A 25328-nucleotide genomic window follows, 5' to 3' on the forward strand; every position below is an offset into this window, starting at 1 on the left:
GTGTGCCTGCCGGTACTTGAACGTCATCTCATTCGTGGAGCCTACCCGGCATGGCGGCCTGCTGCAGCAGCTGACCAAGCGAGTGCTGGAGTCCGCGGACGTACTGGCTCCAGGTCCTGACCGAGTTCAAGAACTGCGGCGCGGCCGAGGTCCTGATGCTGGTCTGCGACGGCGCGACCGGGCCCCCGGACTCCGTGAATACCGTCTGGCCTGCGGCGATCGTCGAGACCTGCGTCGTCCACCTGCTGCGGAACAGCTCCGCTACGCGGCCCGGCAGGACTGGGAGAAGATCGTGAAGGCGCTCAGGCCTGTCCACACCGCGCCGAGCGAGGACGCCGCCCTGAAGCGGTTCGTGGAGTTCACCGACGCCTGGGGCGGGAACTATCCGGTGATCGTCCGGCTCTGGGAGGCGACCTGGGCGGAGTTCGTGCCCTCCCTCCGGTTCGACGTGGAGATCCGCACGATCGTCTGCACCACGAACGCGATCGAGAGCACCAACGCGCGCATCCGCACACACGTCCGGGCCCGAGGACACTTCCCGACCGACCAGGCCGCCCTCAAGTGCGTCTGCCTGGCCGTCATGAGCCTGGACCCGACCGGCACTGAAAACCAACCGAGTTCCACCGTTCGTCACACAGACCCGCTTGTCGGGCAACTCGGGAGGCACCGCCTCTGGCCCCGGATCCGGTCGGCCGGACCCGGGACCCAGCGCCTGTCGCAGCTACTCCGACGAACCGCCTGCTCATGAAAAGCAATCGACCGCTCTCACCTGAATGCCGCGAATTCTCGGAATCAGCGTCCTGATCTGGGCCTTGATGATTCGCGCCCGGCACGACGGGGTGGATGACCAAGGTCGCCGCTGGATCGCAGCCGGGCACCGGCACGAAATCCTGGAACTACTATAGCCGTACCGATTGCCACCCTGCGACACTCAGCTATAGTAATCGGGAAACCGGTTCACCTTGTTGAGTGATCAGGCGAGCAGAAACCCAGACACCCACCTCCCGGAGCCTACTTACTCCTGCGCCACGGAATGATCGGTCCACGTGGGCGTTCCGAACCTTCTGCACGCACGCGGTCCTCGAATTTTGGCGACCAGGGACTGCGGAGCCATCACACCAAATATGGGATTCTTCAGCCAGGCGGGAATCGAAGAAGGAGAACTATCATGGCCAACCGTCGTGATCTCATCAAGTGGAGTGCCTTCGCACTCGGTGCGGGCGCGGGGCTCGTGGGTCCCGCGGCCGCCGCTCATGCCGCAGGCCTCGAGTGGGAGCAGTACCCCGTGCCGGCCGCCCCTGGCGGAAACAGGTCATGGCAGCTACTCCCCAGCCATTCGGACGAGTTCAACTACACCGGCAAGCCGCAAAGCTTCACGGACAGATGGCTGGACCAGCACAAGGATGGCTGGTCGGGCCCGGCCAACAGCCTCTACAGTGCGCGCCATTCCTGGGTGGCGGACGGAAACCTCATCATCGAGGGCCGCAGGGCACCGGACGGGAGGGTCTACTGCGGCTACGTGACCTCCCGCACTCCGGTCAAGTACCCCCTGTACACCGAAGTGCTCATGCAGGTGAGCGGGCTGAAGCTGTCATCGAATTTCTGGCTCCTGAGCAGAGATGACGTCAACGAGATTGACGTGATCGAATGCTACGGCAACGAGCCATTGCACGGGAAACACATGAACACCGCCTACCACATATTCCAGCGGAACCCCTTCACTGAACTGGCGAGAAGCCAGAAGGGATATTTCGCAGATGGGAGCTACGGGTACAATGGTGAGACTGGGCAAGTATTTGGGGACGGCACCGGGCAACCTCTCCTTCGGAACGGATTCCATCGCTACGGTATGCACTGGATAAGCGCCACCGAATTCGATTTCTACTTCAACGGCAGGCTGGTGCGCCGACTGAACCGGTCGAACGACCTCAGGGACCCCCGGGGCCGGTTCTTCGACCAGCCAATGCATCTGATCCTCAACACCGAGAGTCATCAGTGGCGCGTCGACCGGGGTATCGAACCCACGGACGCGGAACTCGCAGACCCCAGCATCAACAACGTCTACTACCGCTGGGTCAGGACGTATCGGGCCGTGTAGGACAGCACCTCACGGAACGTGAAGCTGTCAAGTCCAGTGAGACCGTCGTGACGCCATGCGGTTCATGATGCGGACTCGCGGCGCTTGTCCTGGCCGTTGATCCATTCCTGTTGGGGGTATCCGGGAGCGTTCGGGGTGGCGGGCGTATGCAACGGCGAGGATGACGGCCCGCTGGTCGCAGACTTCCTCGGCGGTACCGAAGTGCATGCTGGCCGGTGTGTGCCGGCCGATGGCCGGCATGCCGGTGCTCGTGGTTGTAGTACGTGATGAACGCGTCGAACCACTCGCCAGGGGCGTTGCGTGAAGGTGCTTCGCCAGGTCTGCCCGTGACGTGTCGTCATGTCAGGGTTGGTCCGATTCTGGGGTGGAACGTAGTACAGGCACGGTGCCGGTGATCATGTGAGTGAGCCCTTTCCATCATCGGCCTGAGCTGGCCAAATGCAGGGTCAGGACGGCTTGGACGAGGCTCGTGATGCGGGTGGTCGAGCACCGCAGCTTGCGGAGGAGTCGCCAGGACTTGAGGGTGGCGACGGCCCGCTCGACCAGGGCCCGGATCTTCGCGTGGGACCGGTTGACGGCCTTCTGGCCTGTGGAGAGATTCTCCCAACGACCCCAGTGCGGAACCCGGACCGTGCCCCCGGCGCCTCGGTATCCCTTGTCGGCCCAGCAGGTGATGCCGGCGTCCGTGAGAGCGGCGGTGATGCCGTGTTCACGGGCGGCCCGGACGTCGTGGACGGCTCCGGGCAGAGCCGGTGACGCCCACAGCAGCCGGCCGGACGGATCAGCCAGGACCTGCACGTTCATCCCGTGCTTCTTGCGCTTGCCGGAGTAGAAGGGGCGGTCCGCGGCGATCCGGTCGATCGGCAGCAGGGTGCCGTCCAGCAGCACGAACGTCTTCGTCGATGCCGTCCGGGCCGCCTCTGCGAGAGTCGGGGCGAGGGCGGCCAGGAGCTCGACGGCCTCGGCGACGTACCGGTGGGCCGTCGTGGTTCCGATGCCGAATCCGGCTCCGAGCTGGGCATACGGGTGGCCGTTGCGAAGGTGGGCGAGGGTGAGCAGGGCCTGCCGGCCCGGGCTCAGGCGCCGCCATCGGGTACCGAGCTCCCGACGGCGTCGGCGGAGTCTGGCGGACAGGAAGCGCAGGGCAGAACTGGGCACGTTGACGCCCGACGGGTAGACAAGCACACGAAGCCTCTGGTGGAGACGGATTTCTTGGTCGAAAACCCATCTACCAGGGGCTTCACCTGCCTGTCAGCCCAACTGAGGTGCCCAGTCGCCAGGTTGGAACGAGCTCAGTGTCTACGTCCCATGAACACCGAGCGAGCCCGTGCCTGTCCTTGCATCATCGCCTATCCCCGCCCTGCTGGGCCAACTGGCCTCGGTATCCGCCCCGTCGCCGCTCCTTGATGCCGTTGACCTGCGAACATTCCTGACCGGGATACCCGATCCCAGTGGCCGTAAAGGCCGGATCTACCCCTTCACCGCACTGGTCTGCGCGGTGGCCGCCGTCCTGACCGGTGCGAAGTCGCTGGCCGCTATCGGGGAATGGATCACCGATGCACCGCCCTGGGCCCTGCGGACACTCGGCTTCACCCCCGACCCGTTCACCGGGCAGATCTCCGCCCCGCACCCCGCGACCGTCCGACGCCTGCTGGAACGCCTCGACGGCGACGCCCTCGACCGAGCCGTCGGCGCGTTCCTCGACACCCGGTCGGCCGCAACCGTCACGGTGGACGGGCCGGCCGCGCGGGCAATCCGCCGGGCCGTCGCGGTGGACGGCAAGACCGTCCGGGGCTCCCGCACCGCCAAGAGGAACGCGTTGGTCCTGATCGCCGCGATGGACCACGCCGGAAGCGTCCTGGCCCAACGGCAGATCGCTGACAAGAGCAACGAGATCCCCGCCTTCGCGCCGTTGCTGGACTCGATCGAGGATCTGGAGAACACCGTGATCACCGCGGACGCCCTGCACACTCAGCACGCCCACGGCACCTACCTGAGCGGACGCGGCGCCCACTACCTGGCGGTCGTGAAGAGGAACCACGCCAAACTCTTCGACCGGGTCCGGCACCTGCCCTGGCGGGACATGCCGCTGGAGCACTACGACCGCACCCGAGCCCACCACCGCATCGAGATCCGTCGCCTCAAGGCTGCCGCGTTCGAGCACCTCGACTACCCCGACGCCAAGCAGGCCCTCCCGATCGTCCGCTGGAGAATGGACCGAAGCACCGGAAAGCAGTCGATCGAACGGATCTACCTGATCACCAGCCTCGCCCCCGGCGCCGCGACCGGCACCGAACTCGCCTCCTGGATCAGAGGGCACTGGGGCATCGAAAACCTCCTGCACCACGTCCGTGACCGGACCTTCCGCGAGGACGACTCCAAGATCCGCACCGGCCACCTGCCCCGCACCATGGCCTCCCTGCGAAACCTCGCCGTCGGCGTCCACCGCCAGAACGGCCAGACCAACATGGCCGCCGCCCTCCGCCAGGCCGCCCGCGACTACCGTCGCCCCCTGACCGCCCTCGGCCTCACCTGGCGAACCCGGACAAGATCACTTCACGCAATGACCCTGGAACCACTCGCGGGCATGGGCCGGCGAGTTGAACCTTTCGGGGTGGTCGGACATGTACTTCGTGGTCTTGGCGTTCGACATGACTGAAAGCGTAAACGTGCTACTTGCCCGAACTGTCCAGAAGTGACCGGCACCACAGCACCCCTGAGCTGGCATTTTGCGCAATTCGTGCGCATTCACGAAGGAGACCCCTCCCTCAATACTGACTTCGGCTCGTCAGGGTGAATCTTTGCGAAGCCTCTGATGGGTGTGGGTGGGCGGCTGTATCCGTGTGGTGTGAGATATGCGGATGGGGGCGGGCTGCCTCCTGCGGGACGTCGGCGCCGTGAGTCAGTGCGGATGCAGGCGGCCGAGTGGTTCGAGCAGGAGATCAAGCCGGCGGAGGTCGCACGGCGGCTGCGGGTGAGCGTGAAGTCGACGTACCACTGGCACCAGTTGTGGCGTGATGGCGGTCGTGAAGCTCTTGCTTCCCGCGGCCCGAGTGGATCCCGTTGTCGGCTGTCCCCGCGCTGCCTGGAGAAGCTGGCCGCGTACCTCGATGAGGGCCCGGCTGCCCACGGCTGGGTGGAGGACCAGGTGTGGACCGCTTCGAGGGTGGCCACGCTGATCGGCAGGAAGTTCCACGTCTCCTACAGCGTCTCCGGCGTAACCAGGCTGATGCACCGGCTCGGCTTCAGCCCGCAGGTCCCCGCACGCAGGGCCGCCGAGCGCGACGAGCAGGCCGTGACCGCGTGGAAGGAGGGGACCTGGGCGGAGGTAAAAGGGCCCGGGCGGCCTGCGGGGGCTACATCTGCTTCGAGGACGAAGCAGGCTTCACCCGGAAGCCGCCCCGGGGACGGACCTGGAGCCGACGAGGGCGCACCCCGGTCGTGACCGTCAGCGGGCGCCGCTCGGGGCGTCTGTCGGTGGCCGGGCTGATCGCGATACGGCCGGGCTCGCGCACCCGGCTGTGCCACCGTCTGCGCACTCACCGAGCGGGCAGCAGCGCACGCCGCAGCATGGGCGAGCGGGACTTCATCGCACTCGTCGACGGCGTCCACCAGCTCGTCAAGGCACCGATCGTGCTGGTCTGGGACCGGCTGAACACCCACGTCTCCCACGTCATGCGCGAGCTGATCGCCGAGCGTGAGTGGCTGACGGTGTTCCTGCTGCCCGCCTATTCGCCCGACCTCAACCCCGTCGAGTGGGTATGGGCGCACGTCAAACGCAGCCTGGCCAACCTCGCCGTGGTCGCGCTCGACCGGCTCGAAGCCCTCGTCCGCAACCGGCTCAAGCGCCTTCAGTACCGGCCCGACACCCTCGACGGCTTCATAGCCGGCACCGGCCTGAACTTCGACGAACCCACGTCACCTTGACCAGCCGAAGTCAGTAACGCCGTCCTGGCCGTCATCCGTTGGAAACGCTCTCTCGGCATCTACGCCGACGCCACCGGCGAGAGCCACTCGACGTACTCACTGATCACCAACGAGATCGCCAACGAGGACCTGCCATGACTAGGCAGGACACTCTGCGGCCGGTGTTCACCGAGACCTTCCCGTCAACGATGGACGCGGGCGTGCTCTACATCTCGGTTCCCTACCGCACGTGCGGCCACTTGTGCTGCTGCGGTTGTGGCCAGGAAGTCGTCACACCGCTTTCCCCGGCCCAATGGTCGTTTACCTACGATGGCGAAAGCGCGTCCCTCGCTCCCTCGATCGGCAACTGGTCACTCCCGTGTCAGTCGCACTACTGGATCCGTAGTGGCCACGTCCGCTGGAGCCGCCGATACTCGTCGGCGGAAATCGATGACAACCGGGCCCGGGACCGTCGCCTGCTGACCCAAGGCACAGGGACCCGCGAGCCGGTGCGGTCCTTCAGGCTCCGTCGCCTTCTGCAGTTCTGGCGTTCGTAAGCCCCCGAACAGTGTCCGGCTCCCTGCGTTCCGGGACCGACCTCATGCCGCCTTGGTCATGGCGTCCGGAACCGTGGCGCCCATGGCCCACTCAACGGCGGCCACAACCTCGTCGTCTGAGGCCTCCAGCAGGTGTCCGTACCGGTCGACGGTCGTGGTGATCGACTCGTGGCCGAGGCGGGCCTGTATCACCGGCAGCGGGACCTTGCCGGCGATGAGCCAGGAAGCGTGCGTATGCCGTAGGTCGTGGATCCGCGGGCGCTTGGTGAGGCCGACCGCGTTAGCCGCGTCAAGGGCGGGCTTCCAGCGGTGTGCGTAGAAGACTCCGGAGTGCCAGGCCCCACCCTCGGGTGCGGTGAAGACCAGGTCGGTTGGCTGCTTTCCCAGGCAGCGCCGTTGGAACAACTGCACCTGTTCCGCGGTGAGCACAAGAGTCCGTCGCGACTTCTTCGTCTTAGGGGCGCCGAGGAACGTCCCTCCCTCCCCGCGTCGCTTCCACGCGCGCTGCACGCGGAGCGTCGGCCGCTTCGATACGAAGGTGAAGTCCCGGGGCTGGAGTGCCGTCACCTCACCCCACCGGAGGCCGGTGCTCACCAGGGCATCGACGATGTCGAGAGCATCGGCACGCAGGTGCGTCTTGAGGAGTGCGTACTCCTCGGGTTCGAGAAAGACCTCGTCGTCCTCGGTGTCGTTCCCCTTGGGCAGGCGGGTGTGCGCGCAGGGGTTCGAGTCGCGCAGGGCGGGATCGGCGCTCACGGCGGACTGGAAGATGCTGTAGAGCAGGCCGTGGAGATTGGCGATCGTCTTCGGGGCGTACGCCCGACGCTTCGTACCCGCTGGGTGCAGAGGGCCGGGCCTCCCGTTCTGAAGGTCCAGAATCCACTGGCTGACGTGGTCACGGGTGAGCCTGCTCCCCCGGTCCGAGACTGACAGCTCGCCGAACCACGGGGTCATGTGGTTATCAATAAATCTGGTGTAGTTGGTTCTAGTGTGCTCGGATATGTCCGTCAGCAGCCCCACGTAGGCGTGCGCATAGACCGCAAACTTCTCCGAGTCCGGCATCGGCGGCTCGCCCGTCTCGACGAAACCCTTCCCTTTGACCCACCCCGGCGGCCATTGCTGTCCGTGACCGTTGACGAGATCGCGGAACCGTTTCGCCTGATCCTCGTCATCGAAGGTCTCGCGGCACCACTCCCCTGTTCGGGACCCGCCAGCCCGCCAGACGATGGTGTAGGAGGGGTCTCCGGACAGCCGAGAATTGGTCTTGATCGAAGCCATGGAGAAATCGTACGGGGCTTCGGTGTGGCGTTTGTGTGGCGAACGCGACGCCTGCGCTAGCGTGAAACCTGCGTTCTCGCAGGTCACGACGATTCTGCTGGAGTGGGGCGGGTGGGACTCGAACCCACGGCCGACGGATTATGAGTCCGCTGCTCTAACCGGCTGAGCTACCGCCCCATAGCGGCGTGTCGCGCACATTTGTACGCGCCGTCTGCCGCAGCATAGCCGCTCATACGATCTCCTGCTTCGGATGGTCGACTACGCCTGCCCAGAAGGACTTCGGCGCGGTCCGCGCGGTTCCCGGGCAAGGGGATCAGGGCATGAAAAAGGACCCCGAAGGGTCCTCGTCCATCCTGCTCCCCCGACTGGACTCGAACCAGTAACCTGCCGGTTAACAGCCGGCTGCTCTGCCAATTGAGCTACGGAGGACCGAAGCTCCCCCGACTGGACTCGAACCAGTAACCTGCCGGTTAACAGCCGGCTGCTCTGCCAATTGAGCTACGGAGGAATGCCTCGTTGCATCGAACGTACCTACCTGGGTATTCGCCAGGGGGCGGGCGCTCGCTGCGACACATACATTAGCGCAAGCAGGGGGGTGCTCCGCCAATCGGTTCTCCCACGAGGGAAGGCATGCCGCCATGCGCTACAAGCTCACGTTCGTCGCCGGGCTGGCTCTGGGTTACGTGCTCGGCACCCGCGCCGGACGCGAACGCTACGAACAGCTGAAGAAGTCGGCACGCCAGGTGGCCCAGAACCCGGCCGTCCGGAACACCGCCGAGACCGCCGCCCAGCAGAGCCGGGTCTACGCGGGCAAGGCGTACCACGCGGTCAGCGACAAGGTCGGCGAGCACGTTCCCGACTCGGTCGCCCAGAAGGTGCGCAGCCTGCGCGACCGTCACCCCAACGGCGAGGTCGAGGACGACTGGGGCACCAGCAACACCTAGGCGGGGACCGGGCCGGGACCGCCCCGGACGGGGCGGACACTCCCGCCGCCCGTGACCCATAGAATTTTCGCCATGGGGATAGTCGCCGGGTTGGACAGCTCGCCCGAGTTCACGCGCATCGTCGTCTGCGACACGGACAGCGGAGCCGTGCTGAGGCAGGGGTACGCGCCGCATCCGGTGGAGGGGCGGCCCTCCGACGTCGACCCCCAGGCCTGGCTGCTCTCCCTCGGTGAGGCGGCCGGCGGCGGCCTGCTGGAGGGCGTCCAGGCGATCGGGGTCTCCGCGCAGCAGAACGCCGTGGTCCCGCTGGACTCCCAGGGCAACACCGCCCGCCCCGCGATGGTCGGCGGCGACAAGCGGGCCCAGGTCGCCGCGGCGGACCTGATCGACGCGCTCGGCGGGCGCGAGGCGTGGGCGCAGGCCGTGGGCTGCGTGCCGCAGGCCCCGCAGCCCGTGACCAAGCTCCGCTGGCTGGCCAAGAGCGAACCCGACGCCGCGGCCCGCACCGCCGTCCTGCTCCAGGCCCACGACTGGCTGGTGTGGCAGCTGCTCGGCCGACCGGTGCGCCGGACCACCGACCGGGGCGGCGCCTCCGGCACCGGCTACTGGTCCGCCGCCACCGGCACCTACCGCACGGACCTGGTCGAGCTGGCGCTCGGTCACCAGGCGATGCTGCCGGAGGTGATCGGACCCGCCGAGGCCGCCGGTACGACACCGGAGGGGCTGCTGATCTCCGCCGGGACCGGCGAGACGATGGCCGCCGCGTTCGGGCTCGGGATCGGGCTCGGGGACGCCGTGGTCTCCCTCGGGGCCTCCGGTTCCGTGATGGCCGTCCACCCCGAGGCCCTGCACGACCCGTCCGGCATGATCACCGCGCTGGCCGACGCGACCGGCATGCACCTGCCCGTGGTGACCACCCTGAACGCCGTACGGACCCTGCGCGGCACCGCCGAGCTGCTCGGTCTGCCGGATCTGGAGACCCTGTCGGACCTGGCGATGAAGTCCACTCCGGGGGCGCACGGCCTGGTCCTGCTGCCCTATCTGGAGGGCGAGCGGACCCCGAACCTGCCGCACACCGCCGGAACCCTGACCGGTCTGCGCCGGGAGGCGATGCGGGCCGAGCACCTCGCGCGGGCCGCGTTCGAGGGCATGCTCTGCGGGCTCGCGGACGCCCTCGACGTCCTGCGCGGCCGGGGCGTGGAGGTACGGCGGGTGTTCCTGCTGGGCGCGGCGGCGGAGCTGCCCGCGGTGCAGGCCGCGGCGCCCGCCCTGTTCGGCGCGCAGGTCGTCGTACCGCAGCCCGCGGACTACGCGGCGATCGGCGCCGCGCGGCAGGCGGCCTGGGCGCTCGGCGCGTCGCAGGGCGTGCTAGACGCGCGGACCCCGCCGGCCTGGCAGGGCGCGGCGGCCCAGGTGCTGGACCCCGGTGACGAACTGGCGGTGGGACAGGCCGTGCGGCAGCAGTACGTGTCGGTGCGGGAGCAGACCCACCCCGGGGCGTTCCGGTAGGCGTGGGGCCCCGGAAGGCGAGAGAAGGTAAGAGGACGGTGGGAGCCGTACGCGTGAGGCCGCAAAGGGCACTGCTCTCGGCTTAATCGGTTGAGGTAACACCGGTGGAGTGTCCGACGATAGGGGCCAGGGGCAACCAGTCGCCCCGACGCCGACCCCGAGAGACACAGCGTGCTCATACGACTCCTGCGGACCTACCTCAGGCCCTACCGAAAACCCATCGCCCTGCTGGTGCTGCTGCAGCTGTTGCAGACCTGCGCCACGCTCTACCTGCCCACCCTCAACGCGGACATCATCGACAACGGTGTCGTCAACGGGGACACCGGCTACATCCTGGGCTACGGCGCCCTGATGATCGGTATCTCGCTGGCCCAGGTCGTCTGCAACATCGGGGCCGTGTACTACGGCGCCCGGACCGCCTCCGCGCTCGGCCGGGACGTGCGGGCCGCCGTCTTCGACCGGGTGCAGTCGTTCTCCGCGCGTGAGGTCGGTCACTTCGGCGCGCCGTCCCTGATCACCCGGACCACCAACGACGTCCAGCAGATCCAGATGCTGGCCCTGATGACGTTCACGCTGATGGTCTCGGCGCCGATCATGTGCGTCGGCGGCATCGTGCTCGCCCTCGGTCTGGATGTGCCGCTGTCGGCGGTGCTGGTGGCCGTGGTGCCGGTGCTGGGCATCAGCGTGACCCTGATCGTGCTGCGGCTGCGGCCGCTGTTCCGGGCGATGCAGGTGCGGCTGGACACGGTGAACCGGGTGCTGCGCGAGCAGATCACCGGCAACCGGGTCATCCGTGCCTTCAACCGCGACGACTACGAGCAGCAGCGTTTCCGCAAGGCCAACGTCGAGCTGACCGAGATGTCGCTGGGCTCCGGGAACCTGCTCGCGCTGATGTTCCCCATCGTGATGACGGTGGTGAACATGTCGTCCATCGCGGTGGTGTGGTTCGGCGCCCGTCGCATCGACAGCGGCGAGATGCAGATCGGTGATCTGACGGCGTTCCTCGCCTATCTGATGCAGATCGTGATGTCCGTGATGATGGCCACCTTCATGTTCATGATGGTGCCGCGCGCGGAGGTGTGCGCGGAGCGCGTCCAGGAGGTGCTCGACACCGAGTCCAGCGTGGTGCCACCGGTGGCGCCGGTGCGGGAGCTGCGCCGGCACGGCCATCTGGAGATCCGGGGCGCGGGCTTCCGCTATCCGGGTGCCGAGGAGCCGGTGCTCAGGGGCATCGACCTGCTGGCGCTGCCCGGCGAGACCACCGCCGTGATCGGCTCGACCGGCAGCGGCAAGTCCACCCTGCTGGGCCTGGTCCCCCGCCTCTTCGACGCGACCGGCGGACAGGTCCTGGTGGACGGCGAGGACGTCGCGGCCATCGCCCCGGAGGTGCTGGCCAGGACCGTCGGACTGGTGCCGCAGAAGCCGTACCTGTTCGCCGGGACCGTGGCGACGAACCTCCGCTACGGCCATCCGGACGCCACCGACGAGGAGCTGTGGCACGCGCTGGAGGTGGCGCAGGCCAAGGAGTTCGTGGAGCGGCTGGAGGGCGGGCTGAACGCACCGATCGCCCAGGGCGGCACCAATGTCTCCGGCGGCCAGCGGCAGCGGCTCGCCATCGCCCGCACACTGGTGCAGCGCCCGGAGATCTACCTCTTCGACGACTCCTTCTCCGCCCTCGACTACGCCACCGACGCCGCCCTGCGCGCCGCGCTCGCCCGGGAGACCGCCGAGGCCACGGTCGTGATCGTCGCCCAGCGGGTGGCGACCATCCGGGACGCCGACCGGATCGTCGTCCTCGACGAGGGACGGGTGGTCGGCACCGGGCGGCACCAGGAACTGATGGCCGACAACGAGACCTACCGGGAGATCGTGCTCTCCCAGCTGACGGAAGCGGAGGCCGCCTGATGGCCGGGCCGATGGGACGGATGATGGCCGGCACCGGGCCCGACCACCGTTCGCTGGACTTCAAGGTGTCGGGCCGGCGGCTGGTCGCCCGGTTCCGGCCCGAACGGGCCACGATCGGTGTGCTGCTGTTCTGCGTCGTGGTCAGCGTGGGGCTGTCGGTCGCCGGACCGAAGATCCTCGGCCGGGCCACCGACCTGGTCTTCGCGGGCATCGTCGGCCGGGAGATGGAACCCGGCGCGACGAAGGAACAGGTCCTCGACGCGATGCGGGAGCGCGGCGACGGGGACACCGCCGACATGCTGCGCGGCACCGACTTCACGCCCGGCGAGGGCATCGACTTCACCGCCGTGGGTCATGTGCTGCTGCTCGCGCTCGCCGTGTTCACGGTGGCGGGGCTGCTGATGGCGGTGGCGACGCGGCTGGTCAACCGGTCCGTGAACCGGACGATGTTCCGGCTGCGCGAGGACGTGCAGGGGAAGCTGTCCCGGCTGCCGCTGTCGTACTTCGACCGGCGTCAGCGCGGTGAGGTGCTCTCCCGCGCCACCAACGACATCGACAACATCGGCCAGACGCTCCAGCAGTCGATGGGCCAGCTCATCAACTCCGTGCTCACCGTCATCGGCGTGCTGGCGATGATGTTCTGGGTGTCCTGGGTGCTGGCGCTGGTCGCGCTGGTGACGGTGCCGCTGTCGTTCGTGGTGGCGACCCGGGTCGGCAAGCGCTCGCAGCCGCACTTCGTGCAGCAGTGGAGCTCCACCGGCAAGCTCAACGCCCATGTGGAGGAGATGTACACCGGGCACACCCTGGTGAAGGTGTTCGGACGGCAGGAGGAGTCGGCCAAGCAGTTCGCCGAGCAGAACGACGCGCTGTACGAGGCCGGGTTCAAGGCGCAGTTCAACAGCGGGGTCATGCAGCCGCTGATGATGTTCGTGTCGAACATCAACTACGTGCTGGTGGCGGTCGTCGGCGGGCTGCGGGTCGCGTCCGGCTCGCTGTCCATCGGTGACGTCCAGGCGTTCATCCAGTACTCGCGCCAGTTCTCCATGCCGCTGACGCAGATCGCGTCCATGGCGAACCTGGTGCAGTCCGGGGTCGCCTCCGCCGAGCGGATCTTCGAACTCCTCGACGCCGAGGAGCAGTCCGCGGACCCCGTGCCCGGGGTACGGCCCGAGGAGCTGCGCGGGCGGGTGGCGCTGGAGAAGGTGACCTTCCGCTACGACCCCGAGAAGCCGCTCATCGAGGATCTGTCGCTGACGGTGGAGCCGGGGCAGACGGTCGCGATCGTCGGCCCGACCGGCGCCGGGAAGACCACGCTGGTCAACCTCCTCATGCGGTTCTACGAGGTGTCCGGCGGGCGGATCACCCTGGACGGGGTGGACATCGCCGCGATGTCCCGGGACGAACTGCGCTCCGGGATCGGCATGGTGCTCCAGGACACCTGGCTGTTCGGCGGGACGATCGCGGAGAACATCGCGTACGGGGCGTCCCGGGAGGTCACCCGGGGCGAGATCGAGGAGGCGGCGCGCGCCGCCCACGCGGACCGGTTCGTCCGTACCCTCCCCGACGGCTACGACACCGTCATCGACGACGAGGGCGCCGGGGTCAGTGCCGGTGAGAAGCAGCTGATCACCATCGCTCGGGCGTTCCTGTCGGATCCGGTGATCCTGGTGCTGGACGAGGCGACGTCCTCGGTGGACACCCGGACCGAGGTGCTGATCCAGAAGGCGATGGCGAAGCTCGCGCACGGGCGTACGTCGTTCGTGATCGCGCACCGGCTGTCGACGATCCGGGACGCCGACACGATCCTGGTGATGGAGAACGGCTCGATCGTGGAGCAGGGTGCGCACGGCGCGCTGCTGGCGGCGGACGGGGCGTACGCGCGGCTGTACCGGGCGCAGTTCGCGGAGGCGGTGGCCGAGGTGGACTGAGCGCGGACGTGGGGGTGCGGGGGGGGCTTCGGGCGGGTGCGGCGGCGTTGTGGCAGGTCGCGCAGTTCCCCGCGCCCCCGGGGGGCCGCCATTCCGGCGGCCCCCTCACTAGTCCAGGTAGCCGCGCAGTTGGTCCGCGAAGGCGTGGTCCCTGAGTTTGTTGAGGGTCTTGGACTCGATCTGGCGGATGCGTTCCCTGGTCACGCCGAAGATGCGGCCTATCTCCTCCAGGGTGCGGGGGCGGCCGTCGGCCAGGCCGTAGCGGAGCTGGACCACCTTGCGCTCGCGCTCGCCCAGGGTGGAGAGGACCGCCTCCAGGTGCTCCCTGAGCAGCAGGAACGCCGCCGACTCGACCGGGCTCGCGGCGTCGCCGTCCTCGATGAGGTCGCCGAGGGCCACGTCGTCCTCCTCGCCCACCGGGGCGTGCAGGGAGACGGGTTCCTGGGCCAGGCGCAGGACCTCGCTGACCCGTTCCGGGAGCAGGTCCAGATGGTCGGCGACCTCTTCCGGGGTCGGCTCGTAGCCGCGTTCCTGGAGCATGCGGCGCTGCACCCGGACGACCCGGTTGATCAGCTCGACGACGTGCACGGGGACGCGGATCGTGCGGGCCTGGTCGGCCAGGGCCCGGGACATGGCCTGGCGGATCCACCAGGTGGCGTACGTGGAGAACTTGTAGCCGCGGGCGTAGTCGAACTTCTCCACGGCCCGGATCAGACCCAGGTTCCCCTCCTGGACCAGGTCCAGCATGGTCAGACCGCGGCCCACGTACCGTTTGGCGACGGAGACCACGAGCCGCAGGTTCGCCTCGATCAGGCGGCGTTTGGCCATCCGGCCCATGACGACCAGGCGGTCCAGGTCGAGGGCCAGCTGGCTGTCCAGGTCGGGGGTGCCGGCGAGCTTCTCCTCGGCGAACAGACCGGCCTCGACCCGGCGGGCGAGTTCGACCTCCTCCGCCGCCGTGAGCAGGGGGATCCGGCCGATCTCCCGCAGGTACTGGCGGAACAGGTCCGAGGACGGGCCGCCGGTGTCGGCGCGGGCGGCGCGGACCGGCTCCACCGGCTCGGACGCCTCCACCACCTCGGGGGACGGCTCCTCCGGGCCGGCCGGGTGGTCGGGCTCGGGCTCGCTCTCGGGGTGGAGCGCGGCACGGTTCTGCGGGGGCACCGCGACGAGGACCTCGGTCTCGCCGTCCGGTTCCGTGCCGTCGGTACTCATGTCGGTCTGGGTGAGGGTCTGGGTCTGCACGGGGGCGACCTCCAGGATGATCGCTGCTGAGGTGTGCGGCAGCGCGGCTTCGAGGGCGGAGTCGGCGGCCTCGCCGCCGCTGTCCGTCCCGTACGCGATGAGCGGAACCGCGGGGGTGTGCGACCCATGGGGGACGGGTCGGCCGCGCTCCGAGGACTCAGGCACCGGAACCCAGTGTGGAGTACGACACATCGCCGCCACGAGGGGCGTGCGGTGACTTTTTGCGTCCGGTCCGTGACCGCGTGCTGTCCGTGGCCGACCGGACGGGGCTACAGCGCCGCCGCTCCGTGCGCGCGAAGAGCCTGGTCGTACTGCTGGAGGACCCACAGTTCGTTCTGCACGGCGGCCAGTTGGGCCGGGTCGCCGCCGGCCGAGAGACGGGTCATCTGCGACTGGATGTCACGGATCCGGCGCTCGACGGCCCGGCGGCGGACGGTGACGAGCTGCTCGCCGGCGTAGTTCTCGTCGACCGTGCGCCGCATGATCGCCTCGACGGCCAGTTCGGTGACCATCGCGCGGACCGCGTCGTCGGGCGCGGCGTCCCGCACCCGGACCAGGTAGTCCTGCGCGTCGTGCAGGCCGTACTCGGCGCCGCCCGCCTCCATGACGGCCTGGCGCACGGCGGCGTAGGGGGCGGCCGTGAACTCGTCGACGCCGTACGCGTCGAAGGCCGGGGAGACCAGTTCCGGGCGCTGGAGGGCGAGTTTGAGCAGTTCCCGCTCGGTGGCGTAGACGGGGTTGCGGAGGTTGAGCGCGGGGCCGCCGGCGGAGGTCCGTGGGGCGGCCTCGTACTGCTGCTGGGGGCCGCGGGCCGGGGCCGGGCCCTTGCCGCCCCGGTCGCGGGCCCAACGGGCCAGCTGGGCCACCCGCTTGACCACGAACTGGGTGTCGAGGATGCCGAGCATCCCGGCGAGCTGGACGGCGACCTCGTGCTGGGCGCCGCTGTTCTTGATGCGGGCGACGATCGGGGCGGCCTCGTCCAGGGCGGCTGCGCGGCCCGCCGGGGTGTCCAGGTCGTAGCGAACGACGATCTGGCGGAGGGCGAACTCGAAGAGGGGGGTGCGGGGTTCGGCCAGTTCGGCGACGGCCTCGTCGCCCTTGGCCAGGCGCAGCTCGCACGGGTCCATGCCGTCGGGGGCGATGGCGATGTAGGTCTCGGCGGCGAACTTCTGGTCGTCCTCGAAGGCGCGCAGGGCCGCCTTCTGTCCGGCCGCGTCGCCGTCGAAGGTGAAGATCACGCGGGCCGAGCCGTTGTCCATCAGCAGCCGGCGCAGGATCTTGATGTGGTCGCCGCCGAACGCGGTGCCGCAGGTGGCGATGGCGGTGGTGACGCCCGCGAGATGGCAGGCCATCACGTCGGTGTAGCCCTCGACGACGACCGCGCGGGACGCCTTGGCGATGTCCTTCTTGGCGAGGTCGATGCCGTACAGGACGTGGCTCTTCTTGTAGATCGCCGTGTCCGGCGTGTTGAGGTACTTGGGGCCGTTGTCCGCCTCGTACAGCTTGCGGGCGCCGAAGCCGACGACGTCGCCGCCGATGTCGCGGATCGGCCACATCAGCCGGCCGCGGAAGCGGTCGATGGGGCCCCGGCGGCCCTCCTGGGAGAGGCCGGAGAGGATCAGTTCCTTGTCGGTGAAGCCCTTGCCGCGCAGGAAGCGGGTGAGGTGGTCCCAGCCCTGGGGGCTGTAGCCGACGCCGAAGTGGACGGCGGCGGCCTGGTCGAAGCCGCGCTCGGCGAGGAAGACCCGGCCGGTCTCGGCCTCGGGGCTGATGGCGAGCTGCTCGGCGTACCAGTCGGCGGCGATCTTGTGGGCCTCGACCAGCCGGATCCGTTCGCCGCGCTGGTGGGCGGGGTTGTAGCCGCCCTCCTCGTAGCGCAGCGTGATGCCGGCCTGGGCGGCGAGCCGCTCCACCGACTCGGAGAAGGTGAGGTGGTCGACCTTCATCACGAACGTGATGGTGTCGCCGCCCTCCTGGCAGCCGAAGCAGTGGAAGAGCCCCTTGGCGGGGCTGACCTGGAAGGAGGGCGACTTCTCGTCGTGGAAGGGGCACAGGCCCTTGAGGTTGCCGCCGCCGGCGTTGCGCAGCTGGAGGTACTCGGACACCACGGCGTCGATCGGGACCGCGTCCCGTACCGCCTTCACGTCCTCGTCGTTGATCCGTCCTGCCACGTGGTGATTCTACGGGGCAGGACGGACACTCCCGCGGCGGCTACGGCACGAGGCCGTCCAGCGCGGTGTGCGGGTCGGCCAGCGCCTCCGCGCTCACCCGTACGCCGGACCGGATCAGCCTCTGAATGGGCTCCGTGACGTCCCACACGTTGACGTTCATCCCGGCCAGCACCCGGCCCTCGTGCAGCCAGAAGGCGATGAACTCCCGCTTGCCGGCGTCGCCGCGGATCACCACCTCGTCGTAGGAGCCGGGGGGCGCCCAGCCGGAGTACTCCATGCCCAGGTCGTACTGGTCGGAGAAGAAGTAGGGCACCCGGTCGTAGACGACGTCCCGGCCGAGCATGGCGCGGGCCGCGGCGGGGCCGCCGTTGAGGGCGTTGGCCCAGTGCTCGACCCGCAGGGCGGTGCCGAACAGGGAGTGCGGGAAGGACGCGACGTCACCGGCGGCGTAGACGTCGGGGTCGGAGGTGCGCAGCTGCTCGTCGACGGCGATGCCGCCGCCGTGCTCCCGGGCGGCCCGGTCCAGACCGGCGGCCTCCGCGAGCCCGGTCCGGGGCGCCGCGCCGATCGCGGCGAGCACGGCGTGCGCCGGGTGCTCCTCGCCGTCGTCCGTGCGCGCCGCCAGGACCATGCCGTCCTGCCCGGTGATCTCGGTCAGCCGGGCGCCGAAGTGGAAGCGCACCCCGTGCTCCCGGTGCAGCTCGGCGAAGAGCTGGCCCAGCTCCGGGCCGAGCACGCTGTGCAGTGGGGTCGGCTCCGCCTCGACGACGGTGACCTCGGCGCCGTACTCCCGGGCGGCGGCGGCGACCTCCAGGCCGATCCAGCCGGCCCCGGCGATCACGAGGTGGCCGTTGTCGCGGCCGAGTGCGGCCAGGACGCCCCTGAGCCGCTCGGCGTGCGCGAGGCGGCGCAGGTGGTGCACGCCGGCCAGGTCGGTGCCGGGGATGTCCAGCCTTCGGGGCTCGGCGCCGGTGGCGATGAGCAGCTTGTCGTAGTGGACGACCGTGCCGTCCTCCCCGAAGCGGACGGTCTTCGCCGTGCGGTCCACGGCGTCGACGGTCTGGCCGAGGTGCAGCTCGATGTCGTTGCGGGCGTACCAGGCGGGCTCGTGCACGAAGACGCTGTCGCGTTCCTCCTTGCCGAGCAGGTAGCCCTTGGACAGCGGTGGACGCTCGTAGGGGTGGTCGCGTTCGTCGCTGATCAGTATCACCCGGCCCGTGAAGCCCTCCGCCCGCAGCGTCTCGGCCGCCTTCGCGCCGGCGAGTCCGCCTCCGACGATGACGAATGTCTGATCCGCGTCGACCACTTGATGCCTCCTCGTAAGGGTGCCGCCACATGGGAGCGTCCCGCACGGAGCGTGATGGGGGAAGAGGGAGTGGCCCGATCAGGCCACGGAGGGTCACATTCGGGTCTGTTTCACTTCACTCGTGCCCGCATGTGCCCCCTCCTGCTCACGGGTGCCCCGTCAGACGCACGTGAAGCGAACGGGCCGAGGCGTCGGTGAGGGACGCGATCTGGTCCACGATCACCCGCTTGCGCTCCCGGTCGTCGGGGGCCCCGTCGAACAGCGACCGGAACTGCGGGTCGAGTCCCTCCGGCGCCCGCGCGGTGAGCGCCTCGGCCAGCTCGGCGACCACGATCCGCTGGTCGGCCCGGAGCCGCTCCTGCTCGGCCCGCTGCATGACGTACCGGTCGGCGACGGCCTTCAGCACGGCGCACTCCAGCCGGGTCTCGCGCGGTACGACCAGTTCGGCGCCGTACCGGGTGAGCCGGCCGGTGCCGTACGCGGCGCGGGTGGCGCGCTCGGCGGCCAGGCAGAACCGGCCGATCAGCTGGCTGGTGGCGTCCTTCAGCCTGGCCTGCGCGACGGCGGTGCCGTCGTAGCCGTGCGGCCACCAGGGCTGGTCATGGAGCCGGTCCAGGGCCTCGGCCAGCTCGTGGGGGTCGGTGTCCTCGGGCACGTACCGTCCGAGGGCCACCTCGAACACGGCCCGGCGCTCCGGCTCGGCGTGCAGGCAGTTGGGGTCGATGTGGCCGGCGTGCAGACCGTCCTCCACGTCGTGCACGGAGTACGCCACGTCGTCGGTCCAGTCCATGACCTGCGCCTCGAAGGTGGTGCGGGTGCCGGGCGCGCCCTCGCGGACCCAGTCGAAGACCGGCCGGTCGTCCTCGTAGACGCCGAACTTCGGGGACGCGGGGTCGGTGGGGTGGGCGCCGCGCGGCCAGGGGTACTTGGTGGCGGCGTCGAGGGTGGCGCGGGTGAGGTTGAGGCCGACGGAGCCCTCAGGGGTGAACCGCTTGGGCTCGATGCGGGTGAGCAGGCGCAGCGACTGGGCGTTGCCCTCGAAGCCGCCGATGTCCTCGGCGAACTCGTTGAGCGCCTGTTCGCCGTTGTGGCCGAACGGGGGGTGGCCGAGGTCGTGGGAGAGGCAGGCGGCCTCCACCAGGTCGGGGTCGCAGCCGAGTGCGTCGCCGAGTTCGCGGCCGATCTGGGCGCACTCCAGGGAGTGGGTGAGGCGGGTGCGGGGGCTGGCGTCCCACGCCTGGCTGCGGGTGCCCGGCGTGACCACCTGTGTCTTTCCGGCGAGCCTGCGCAGGGCGGAGGAGTGCAGTACGCGGGCGCGGTCGCGCTGGAAGGCGGTGCGGCCCGGTCGCTTGTCCGGCTCCTGCACCCAGCGGGCGACTGACGTCGGGTCGTAGCCGGCGGGGGGAACGTGATTCTCGTGCGCCATGCGTCGACCCTATGCGGCGGCTCCCCGGAGCCGGGGCACCGGGACGCGTCCCCCACCGGCGGGTGGGCGGGGTCTGATCGCGCAGTTCCCCGCTCCCCTGGAGGGGGTGGTCGTTGAACTACGGGTGCGGGTGGGCGGGGGCTGAGCGCGCAGTTCCCCGCGCCCCTGGAGGGGGTGGTCGTTGACCTTTGGGTGCGGGTGGGTGGGGGCTGAGCGCGCAGTTCCCCGCGCCCCTGGGGGGTGTTCGTTGAACTTCGGGTGCGGGTTTTGGGGGCGCGGGGAACTGCGCGATCAAGCCCCACCGGCCCGCGGCCAACCACCGACCGCACCACCCACGGGCGCGGGGAACTGCGCGAACGGCCACCGTCGGCTGGGGGCCAACGACCGACCGCACCACCCACCACCCAGGGGCGCGGGGAACTGCGCGATCGGAGGGTGGTTACGCTGCGGCGTTCAGCCGGTCCAGCAGAACCTGGTCGTACCGGTGCAGCAGCAGTCGGACCATCCCCGGGTGATCCCCCAGCGGCGCCGAGACGATCCACGGCGCCTGCGCCGAGCACTCCGTGGCGAACCGCCCCGGCGCCGTGAAGTACGAGGCCACGGCGATCCGCCGATGCCCGAGCCCCCGCAGCGAGGCGACAGCCTCCGGCACCGTCGGCCCGGCCGTGGTGGCGTAGGCCACCCGCACCGGCACCCCCAGCCGCTCGGAGAGCAACGCGGCCGTCCGCGCGGTGTCCGTCCCGGACTCCGGGTCCCGGGACCCGGCCGCGGCCAGCACCACCGCCGTGCCCGGCGTCCACGCCCAGCCCGCCTCGGCCAGCCGGTCGCAGAGCGCCTCCACCAGGTACGGGTGGGGCCCCAGCGCCTTCGCCACCCGCGCCCGCACCCCGGACGCGGCGGCCGTCTCGGGGATGTCCCGCTTCACGTGGTAGCCCCGGCTCAGGAGCAGCGGCACCAGGACGGCCTCGTCGGTGCCCAGGTCCGCGAGCGTGTCCGGGAGCAGCGGGGCGTTCAGTTCGATGTGGCCCAGCCGCACGGACAGCTCCGGCCGGGCCTCCCGGACCCGGTCCAGGAGGGCGCGGACGGTGCTCAGGGCGCGCGGGTCCCGGCTGCCGTGGGCCACGACCACCATCGGGGGCCGGGTGGTGCGGCGCCGGCCGTCGAGCGAGACGAGGCTGAGCTGGCTGGCGAGCTGGCTGCTGATCCGGTTCATGAGGGTCGCCGTACTGTCGAAGGACGTGGACTCGTCGTGAAGGTGTTTCGACGCCGTCATGAACCGATGGTGGGGGGCCCAGGTTGCCGCTCGGTTGCACGGGCGTCACGGGTCTTTTCCGCACCTTCACCGCACCGGGTACCCCTGTTGTGAGCCTCCATGACCTGCGCTTTCGCCGGCCCGGTGGGCCCGATCAGGCAACCGGGCCCCCGCCCGGGGCGTCCTACGGCGTATGAGGATGAGGATCCGCCTACCGATCCGCCGACCGATCCGCCGACCGCGTCTCCCCCGCACCCGCGCCGGACAGCGGCGCCTGGTCCAGGCGCTGATGGCGGCCTGTGTGCTGGCGCTGCTCCCGGCCACCTGGATGCGCGTCTCCACCGGCGACCGCCTGCACACGCTCGCCGACGCGCCGCGCACCGACGTCGCCGTGGTCTTCGGCGCGGGCCTGTGGCAGGGCGAGCCGTCCCCGTACCTCGCCCACCGCCTGGACGCGGCGGCGGAGCTGTACCGCGCCGGGCGGGTGGAGGTCGTCCTCGTCACCGGCGACAACAGCCGCGAGGAGTACGACGAGCCGGACGCCATGCGGACCTATCTGACCCGGCACGGGGTGCCCGACGCCCGGATCGTCAGCGACTACGCCGGGTTCGACACCTGGGACTCCTGCGTCCGGGCGAAGAAGATCTTCGGCGTGGACGAGGCCGTGCTGATCAGCCAGGGCTTCCACATCCGGCGGGCGGTGGCCCTGTGCGAGGCGGCGGGGGTCACCTCGTACGGCGTCGGGGTGGACGACCGGCACGACGCCACCTGGTACTACGGCGGCACCCGGGAGATCCTCGCGGCGGGCAAGGCGGCGCTGGACGTGCTGTTCCGGCCCGATCCGCACTTCCTCGGCCCGAGGGAAGCGGGCGTACGGGACGCGCTGGCCGCCGGACGGTGAGGCCCTCACCGCGGACAGGGGCCGGCGGGGAGGGCGCCGTCGACTCGGCGTAACAAACCCCTGCCACGGCACGTAACACGGCCGAAGCACGCTGGACGGTATGCAGAACACCGTCACGCCCACGCACTGCCCCTACTGCGCCCTGCAGTGCGGGATGAATCTGACGCCCGTCGCCGACGGGACGGTCGAGGTCAGTGAGCGTGCGGACTTCCCGGTGAACCGGGGCGCGCTGTGCGGCAAGGGGCGCACGGCGCCGGAGGTGCTCTCGGCGAGTGTGCGGCTGACCTCGCCCTTGGTGCGCCGCGAGGGGACTCTGGTGCCCGCCTCCTGGGAGGAGGCGCTGGACCGGATCGCCGAGGGGCTCGGCCGTACCCGGGCCGAGCACGGGCCGGACGCGTGCGGGGTCTTCGGCGGCGGCGGTCTGACCAACGAGAAGGCGTACACGCTCGGCAAGTTCGCCCGGGTGGTGCTCGGCACCTCGCAGATCGACTACAACGGCCGCTTCTGCATGTCCTCCGCCGCGGCCGCCGGCATGAAGGCGTTCGGGGTGGACCGGGGGCTGCCGTTCCCGCTGGAGGACATCCCGCGGACGGGGTGTGTGATCCTCGTCGGCTCCAACCTCGCCGAGACGATGCCGCCGTCGCTGCGGTTCTTCAACGAGCTGCGGGAGAACGGCGGCACCCTGATCGTCATCGACCCGCGCCGCACCCGGACCGCCGAGCAGGCCGATCTGCACCTCGCGCCCCGGCCCGGCACCGACCTCGCGCTGGCCCTGGGCATGCTGCACCTGGTCGTCGCCGAGGGGCGCACGGACGAGGAGTACATCCGCGAGCGGACGACCGGCTGGGAGGAGGCCCGCGCGGAGGCGCTGGCGCACTGGCCCGAGTACGTCGAGCGCATCACCGGCGTGTCCGTGCCCGAACTGCGGGAAGCGGTACGGATGTTCTGCGAGCCGGAGTCGGCGATGGTGCTCACCGCCCGCGGCCCGGAGCAGCAGTCCAAGGGCACCGACACGGTGGGCGCCTGGATCAACCTCTGCCTGGCGACCGGCCGGGCGGGCCGCCCGCTGTCCGGCTACGGCTGTCTGACCGGCCAGGGCAACGGCCAGGGCGGGCGTGAACACGGCCAGAAGGCCGACCAGTTGCCCGGGTACCGCAAGCTGGACGACCCCGAGGCCCGGCGTCATGTCGCCGAGGTGTGGGGCGTCGACCCCGACTCGCTGCCGGGTCCGGGGCGCAGCGCCTACGAACTCCTGGACGCGCTCGGCACGGACATCCGCGCGCTGCTGCTGATGGGCTCCAACCCGGTGGTCTCCGCGCCGCGTGCCGCGCATGTCGAGGAGCGCGTCAAGTCCCTTGATTTCCTGGCCGTCTGCGATGTCGTGCTCTCGGAGACGGCCGCCCTCGCGGACGTCGTGCTGCCGGTGACGCAGTGGGCGGAGGAGACGGGCACGACGACGAACCTGGAGGGGCGGGTGCTGCTGCGCCGCCAGGCGATCACTCCGCCCGCCGGAATCCGCAGCGACCTCGACGTGATGCACGAACTGGCCGACCGGCTGGGGGTGGAGAAGGGCTTCCCGACGGACGCCGAGGAGATCTTCGAGGAGCTGCGCCGGGCCAGCGCGGGCGGCCTCGCCGACTACTCCGGGATCACCTACCGCCGGCTCGCCGAGGAGAACGGCGTGTTCTGGCCGTGCCCGGCGGAGGAGGCCGACACCGCCGGGGAGCACCCCGGCACCCCGCGGCTCTTCCTCGACCGGTTCGCCACTCCGGACGGGCGGGCCCGGTTCGCCCCGGTCGCGCACCGGGCGACGGCCGAGGAGCCGGACGCCGAGTACCCGGTGCTGCTGACGACCGGGCGGGTGGTGGCCCAGTACCAGTCCGGCGCCCAGACCCGCCGGGTGGCGGAGCTGAACGCGGCGGCGCCGGGCCCGTTCGTGGAGCTGCACCCGCGGCTGGCGGCGCGGCTCGGGGCGGCCGAGGGCGACCCGGTGGCGGTGGTCTCCCGCCGCGGGCGGGCGGTGGCGCCGGCCCGGATCACGACCGCGATCCGCCCGGACACGGTCTTCATGCCCTTCCACTGGCCGGGCGAGGGCCGCGCGAACACGCTGACCAACCCGGCGCTGGACCCGACCTCCCGGATGCCGGAGTTCAAGTCGTGCGCGGTGCGGGTGGAGGCGGTGGCGGGCCCGCCGGAGCGGGGCGCAGGGGCGAAGCCGCCCTCGTAGGGCGTCCGCGCGGGGTCGGTGTCGTCGGGCGTCCGCGCGGGGTCGGTGTCGTAGGACGTCCGCGCGAGCCAGGTGTCGTGCGGGGTCCGCGCGGGGTCGGTGTCGTAGGACGTCCGCGCGAGCCAGGTGTCGTGCGGGGTCCGCGCGGGCTCGTCCCGGTGGGGCGCCGCGCGCGGTTCACCGGCGCAGGGACCAGTCGCCGCTCGCCAGGGGGGTGCCGTGCGCGCGCAGGCGGGCGGCGACCGCGGGGGCGGCCAGGTACACCCAGGCGCGGCTGTGGCCCGCTTCGGTGGTGACCTCGCGCGCGACCCGTTCGTAGAGGTTGCGCGGGTCTCCCGGGGTGTACTCCTCCAGCCGGTCCAGCTCCTTCAGCAGCTCCGGGTACTCCTCCGGGCGGGCCGTGACCAGGTCGCCGCGCACCTGGGCGCCGGGGTGCTCCACGACGTAGGGGTAGCCGGGGCCGTCGTAGAGCAGGGCGCCGGGCAGGGTGGCGGGTTCCTCCGACAGCGTGCGGCCGCGGAGGAAGGCGTCGTGGTTGGGCTCTCCGGGGCGGAGGGTGCCGTAGACGAAGAAGGAGAGGGTCACAGAAACGATTCTGTCCTCTCACACATCTCCACGGGACGGCCCTGGCCATCGATATGTCATGGCCCCTTAAATCGCAGGGCAAGATCACCC

Annotated in this window: 19 protein-coding genes, 3 tRNA genes and 1 pseudogene; 12 read left to right on the forward strand and 11 right to left on the reverse strand. The window is 70.2% G+C overall.

Annotated elements, in window-relative coordinates:
• Positions 1-101: 101 nt before the first annotated feature.
• Positions 102-748: pseudogene (locus tag AB0E07_RS02680) on the forward strand (transposase); the annotation flags it as partial.
• A 420-nt stretch (positions 749-1168) separates the two neighbouring features.
• Positions 1169-2098: a family 16 glycosylhydrolase gene (locus AB0E07_RS02685; protein WP_362245595.1), complete on the forward strand. Its 930-nt coding sequence runs from the start codon at positions 1169-1171 to the stop codon at positions 2096-2098.
• Between the two features lie 417 nt (positions 2099-2515).
• Here the strand turns inward: AB0E07_RS02685 and AB0E07_RS02690 are convergent, their stop codons facing one another.
• The gene (locus tag AB0E07_RS02690) at positions 2516-3283 is read right to left on the reverse strand and encodes an IS5 family transposase (protein ID WP_362245597.1); all 768 of its coding nucleotides are present in this window, start codon (positions 3281-3283) and stop codon (positions 2516-2518) included.
• Positions 3284-3425: 142 nt separating this feature from the next.
• Here AB0E07_RS02690 and AB0E07_RS02695 point away from each other — a divergent pair, with 142 nt between their 5' ends.
• The 4 genes from AB0E07_RS02695 (at position 3426) to AB0E07_RS02710 (ending at position 6561) form a co-directional block, all read left to right on the forward strand.
• Positions 3426-4757, forward strand: a complete 1332-nt coding sequence (locus AB0E07_RS02695; RefSeq protein WP_362245599.1) for an ISAs1 family transposase — start codon at positions 3426-3428, stop codon at positions 4755-4757.
• Between the two features lie 189 nt (positions 4758-4946).
• The gene (locus AB0E07_RS02700) at positions 4947-5543 is read left to right on the forward strand and encodes a winged helix-turn-helix domain-containing protein (protein WP_362245601.1); all 597 of its coding nucleotides are present in this window, start codon (positions 4947-4949) and stop codon (positions 5541-5543) included.
• Positions 5459-6025, forward strand: a complete 567-nt coding sequence (locus AB0E07_RS02705; RefSeq protein WP_362245775.1) for a transposase — start codon at positions 5459-5461, stop codon at positions 6023-6025. Before AB0E07_RS02700 ends, AB0E07_RS02705 begins: the two co-directional genes overlap by 85 nt.
• A 188-nt stretch (positions 6026-6213) precedes the next feature.
• Positions 6214-6561 (forward strand): DUF6527 family protein, encoded by a 348-nt coding sequence (locus AB0E07_RS02710; protein WP_362245777.1) that lies wholly within the window; start codon positions 6214-6216, stop codon positions 6559-6561.
• Positions 6562-6603: 42 nt separating this feature from the next.
• Here AB0E07_RS02710 and AB0E07_RS02715 read toward each other — a convergent pair whose 3' ends face one another.
• The 4 genes from AB0E07_RS02715 to AB0E07_RS02730 form a co-directional block, all read right to left on the reverse strand.
• Positions 6604-7839: a tyrosine-type recombinase/integrase gene (locus tag AB0E07_RS02715; RefSeq protein ID WP_362245603.1), complete on the reverse strand. Its 1236-nt coding sequence runs from the start codon at positions 7837-7839 to the stop codon at positions 6604-6606.
• A gap of 103 nt (positions 7840-7942) precedes the next feature.
• Positions 7943-8016: transfer RNA gene (locus tag AB0E07_RS02720), tRNA-Ile, on the reverse strand.
• Positions 8017-8195: 179 nt separating this feature from the next.
• Positions 8196-8268, reverse strand: a tRNA-Asn gene (locus tag AB0E07_RS02725).
• A gap of 6 nt (positions 8269-8274) precedes the next feature.
• Positions 8275-8347 (reverse strand) — tRNA-Asn (locus tag AB0E07_RS02730).
• A gap of 130 nt (positions 8348-8477) precedes the next feature.
• On the opposite strand from AB0E07_RS02730, the gene AB0E07_RS02735 reads away from it, so the two are divergent.
• The 4 genes from AB0E07_RS02735 to AB0E07_RS02750 all read left to right on the forward strand — a co-directional run bounded on the left by AB0E07_RS02735 (position 8478) and on the right by AB0E07_RS02750 (position 14125).
• Positions 8478-8783, forward strand: a complete 306-nt coding sequence (locus tag AB0E07_RS02735) for a YtxH domain-containing protein (RefSeq protein ID WP_362245605.1) — start codon at positions 8478-8480, stop codon at positions 8781-8783.
• A 72-nt stretch (positions 8784-8855) separates the two neighbouring features.
• Complete coding sequence (locus AB0E07_RS02740) at positions 8856-10292, forward strand: FGGY family carbohydrate kinase (RefSeq protein WP_362245607.1); 1437 nt, start codon at positions 8856-8858, stop codon at positions 10290-10292.
• A gap of 171 nt (positions 10293-10463) precedes the next feature.
• On the forward strand, positions 10464-12197 hold the full coding sequence (locus AB0E07_RS02745; protein WP_362245609.1) for an ABC transporter ATP-binding protein: 1734 nt from the start codon (positions 10464-10466) through the stop codon (positions 12195-12197).
• A complete protein-coding gene (locus AB0E07_RS02750; protein WP_362245611.1) occupies positions 12197-14125 on the forward strand; it encodes an ABC transporter ATP-binding protein in 1929 nt (642 codons plus the stop codon). The genes AB0E07_RS02745 and AB0E07_RS02750 overlap by 1 nt, the downstream gene beginning before the upstream one ends.
• A 108-nt stretch (positions 14126-14233) precedes the next feature.
• Here AB0E07_RS02750 and AB0E07_RS02755 read toward each other — a convergent pair whose 3' ends face one another.
• The 5 genes from AB0E07_RS02755 to AB0E07_RS02775 form a co-directional block, all read right to left on the reverse strand.
• A complete protein-coding gene (locus AB0E07_RS02755; protein ID WP_362245613.1) occupies positions 14234-15535 on the reverse strand; it encodes an RNA polymerase sigma factor in 1302 nt (433 codons plus the stop codon).
• Positions 15536-15639: 104 nt separating this feature from the next.
• Positions 15640-17541 carry a DNA primase gene (dnaG, locus tag AB0E07_RS02760; protein WP_362245615.1) on the reverse strand — a complete coding sequence of 634 codons (1902 nt, stop codon included), beginning with the start codon at positions 17539-17541 and terminating at the stop codon, positions 15640-15642.
• A 40-nt stretch (positions 17542-17581) separates the two neighbouring features.
• Positions 17582-18847 carry an FAD-dependent oxidoreductase gene (locus AB0E07_RS02765; protein WP_362245617.1) on the reverse strand — a complete coding sequence of 422 codons (1266 nt, stop codon included), beginning with the start codon at positions 18845-18847 and terminating at the stop codon, positions 17582-17584.
• A gap of 145 nt (positions 18848-18992) precedes the next feature.
• Positions 18993-20273, reverse strand: coding sequence for a deoxyguanosinetriphosphate triphosphohydrolase (locus AB0E07_RS02770; protein ID WP_362245619.1), 1281 nt, complete (start codon positions 20271-20273; stop codon positions 18993-18995).
• Positions 20274-20712: 439 nt separating this feature from the next.
• Positions 20713-21546: a sirohydrochlorin chelatase gene (locus tag AB0E07_RS02775; RefSeq protein WP_362245621.1), complete on the reverse strand. Its 834-nt coding sequence runs from the start codon at positions 21544-21546 to the stop codon at positions 20713-20715.
• Between the two features lie 178 nt (positions 21547-21724).
• On the opposite strand from AB0E07_RS02775, the gene AB0E07_RS02780 reads away from it, so the two are divergent.
• Together AB0E07_RS02780 and AB0E07_RS02785 are read left to right on the forward strand one after the other, a co-directional pair.
• Positions 21725-22426 (forward strand): ElyC/SanA/YdcF family protein, encoded by a 702-nt coding sequence (locus tag AB0E07_RS02780; protein WP_362245623.1) that lies wholly within the window; start codon positions 21725-21727, stop codon positions 22424-22426.
• A gap of 100 nt (positions 22427-22526) precedes the next feature.
• On the forward strand, positions 22527-24653 hold the full coding sequence (locus AB0E07_RS02785; RefSeq protein ID WP_362245625.1) for a molybdopterin oxidoreductase family protein: 2127 nt from the start codon (positions 22527-22529) through the stop codon (positions 24651-24653).
• A 177-nt stretch (positions 24654-24830) separates the two neighbouring features.
• Here AB0E07_RS02785 and AB0E07_RS02790 read toward each other — a convergent pair whose 3' ends face one another.
• On the reverse strand, positions 24831-25238 hold the full coding sequence (locus AB0E07_RS02790; protein WP_362245627.1) for a gamma-glutamylcyclotransferase family protein: 408 nt from the start codon (positions 25236-25238) through the stop codon (positions 24831-24833).
• Positions 25239-25328 lie beyond the last annotated feature (90 nt).

It is taken from the genome of Streptomyces sp. NPDC048002 (assembly GCF_040653275.1).
Lineage (GTDB): Bacteria > Actinomycetota > Actinomycetes > Streptomycetales > Streptomycetaceae > Streptomyces.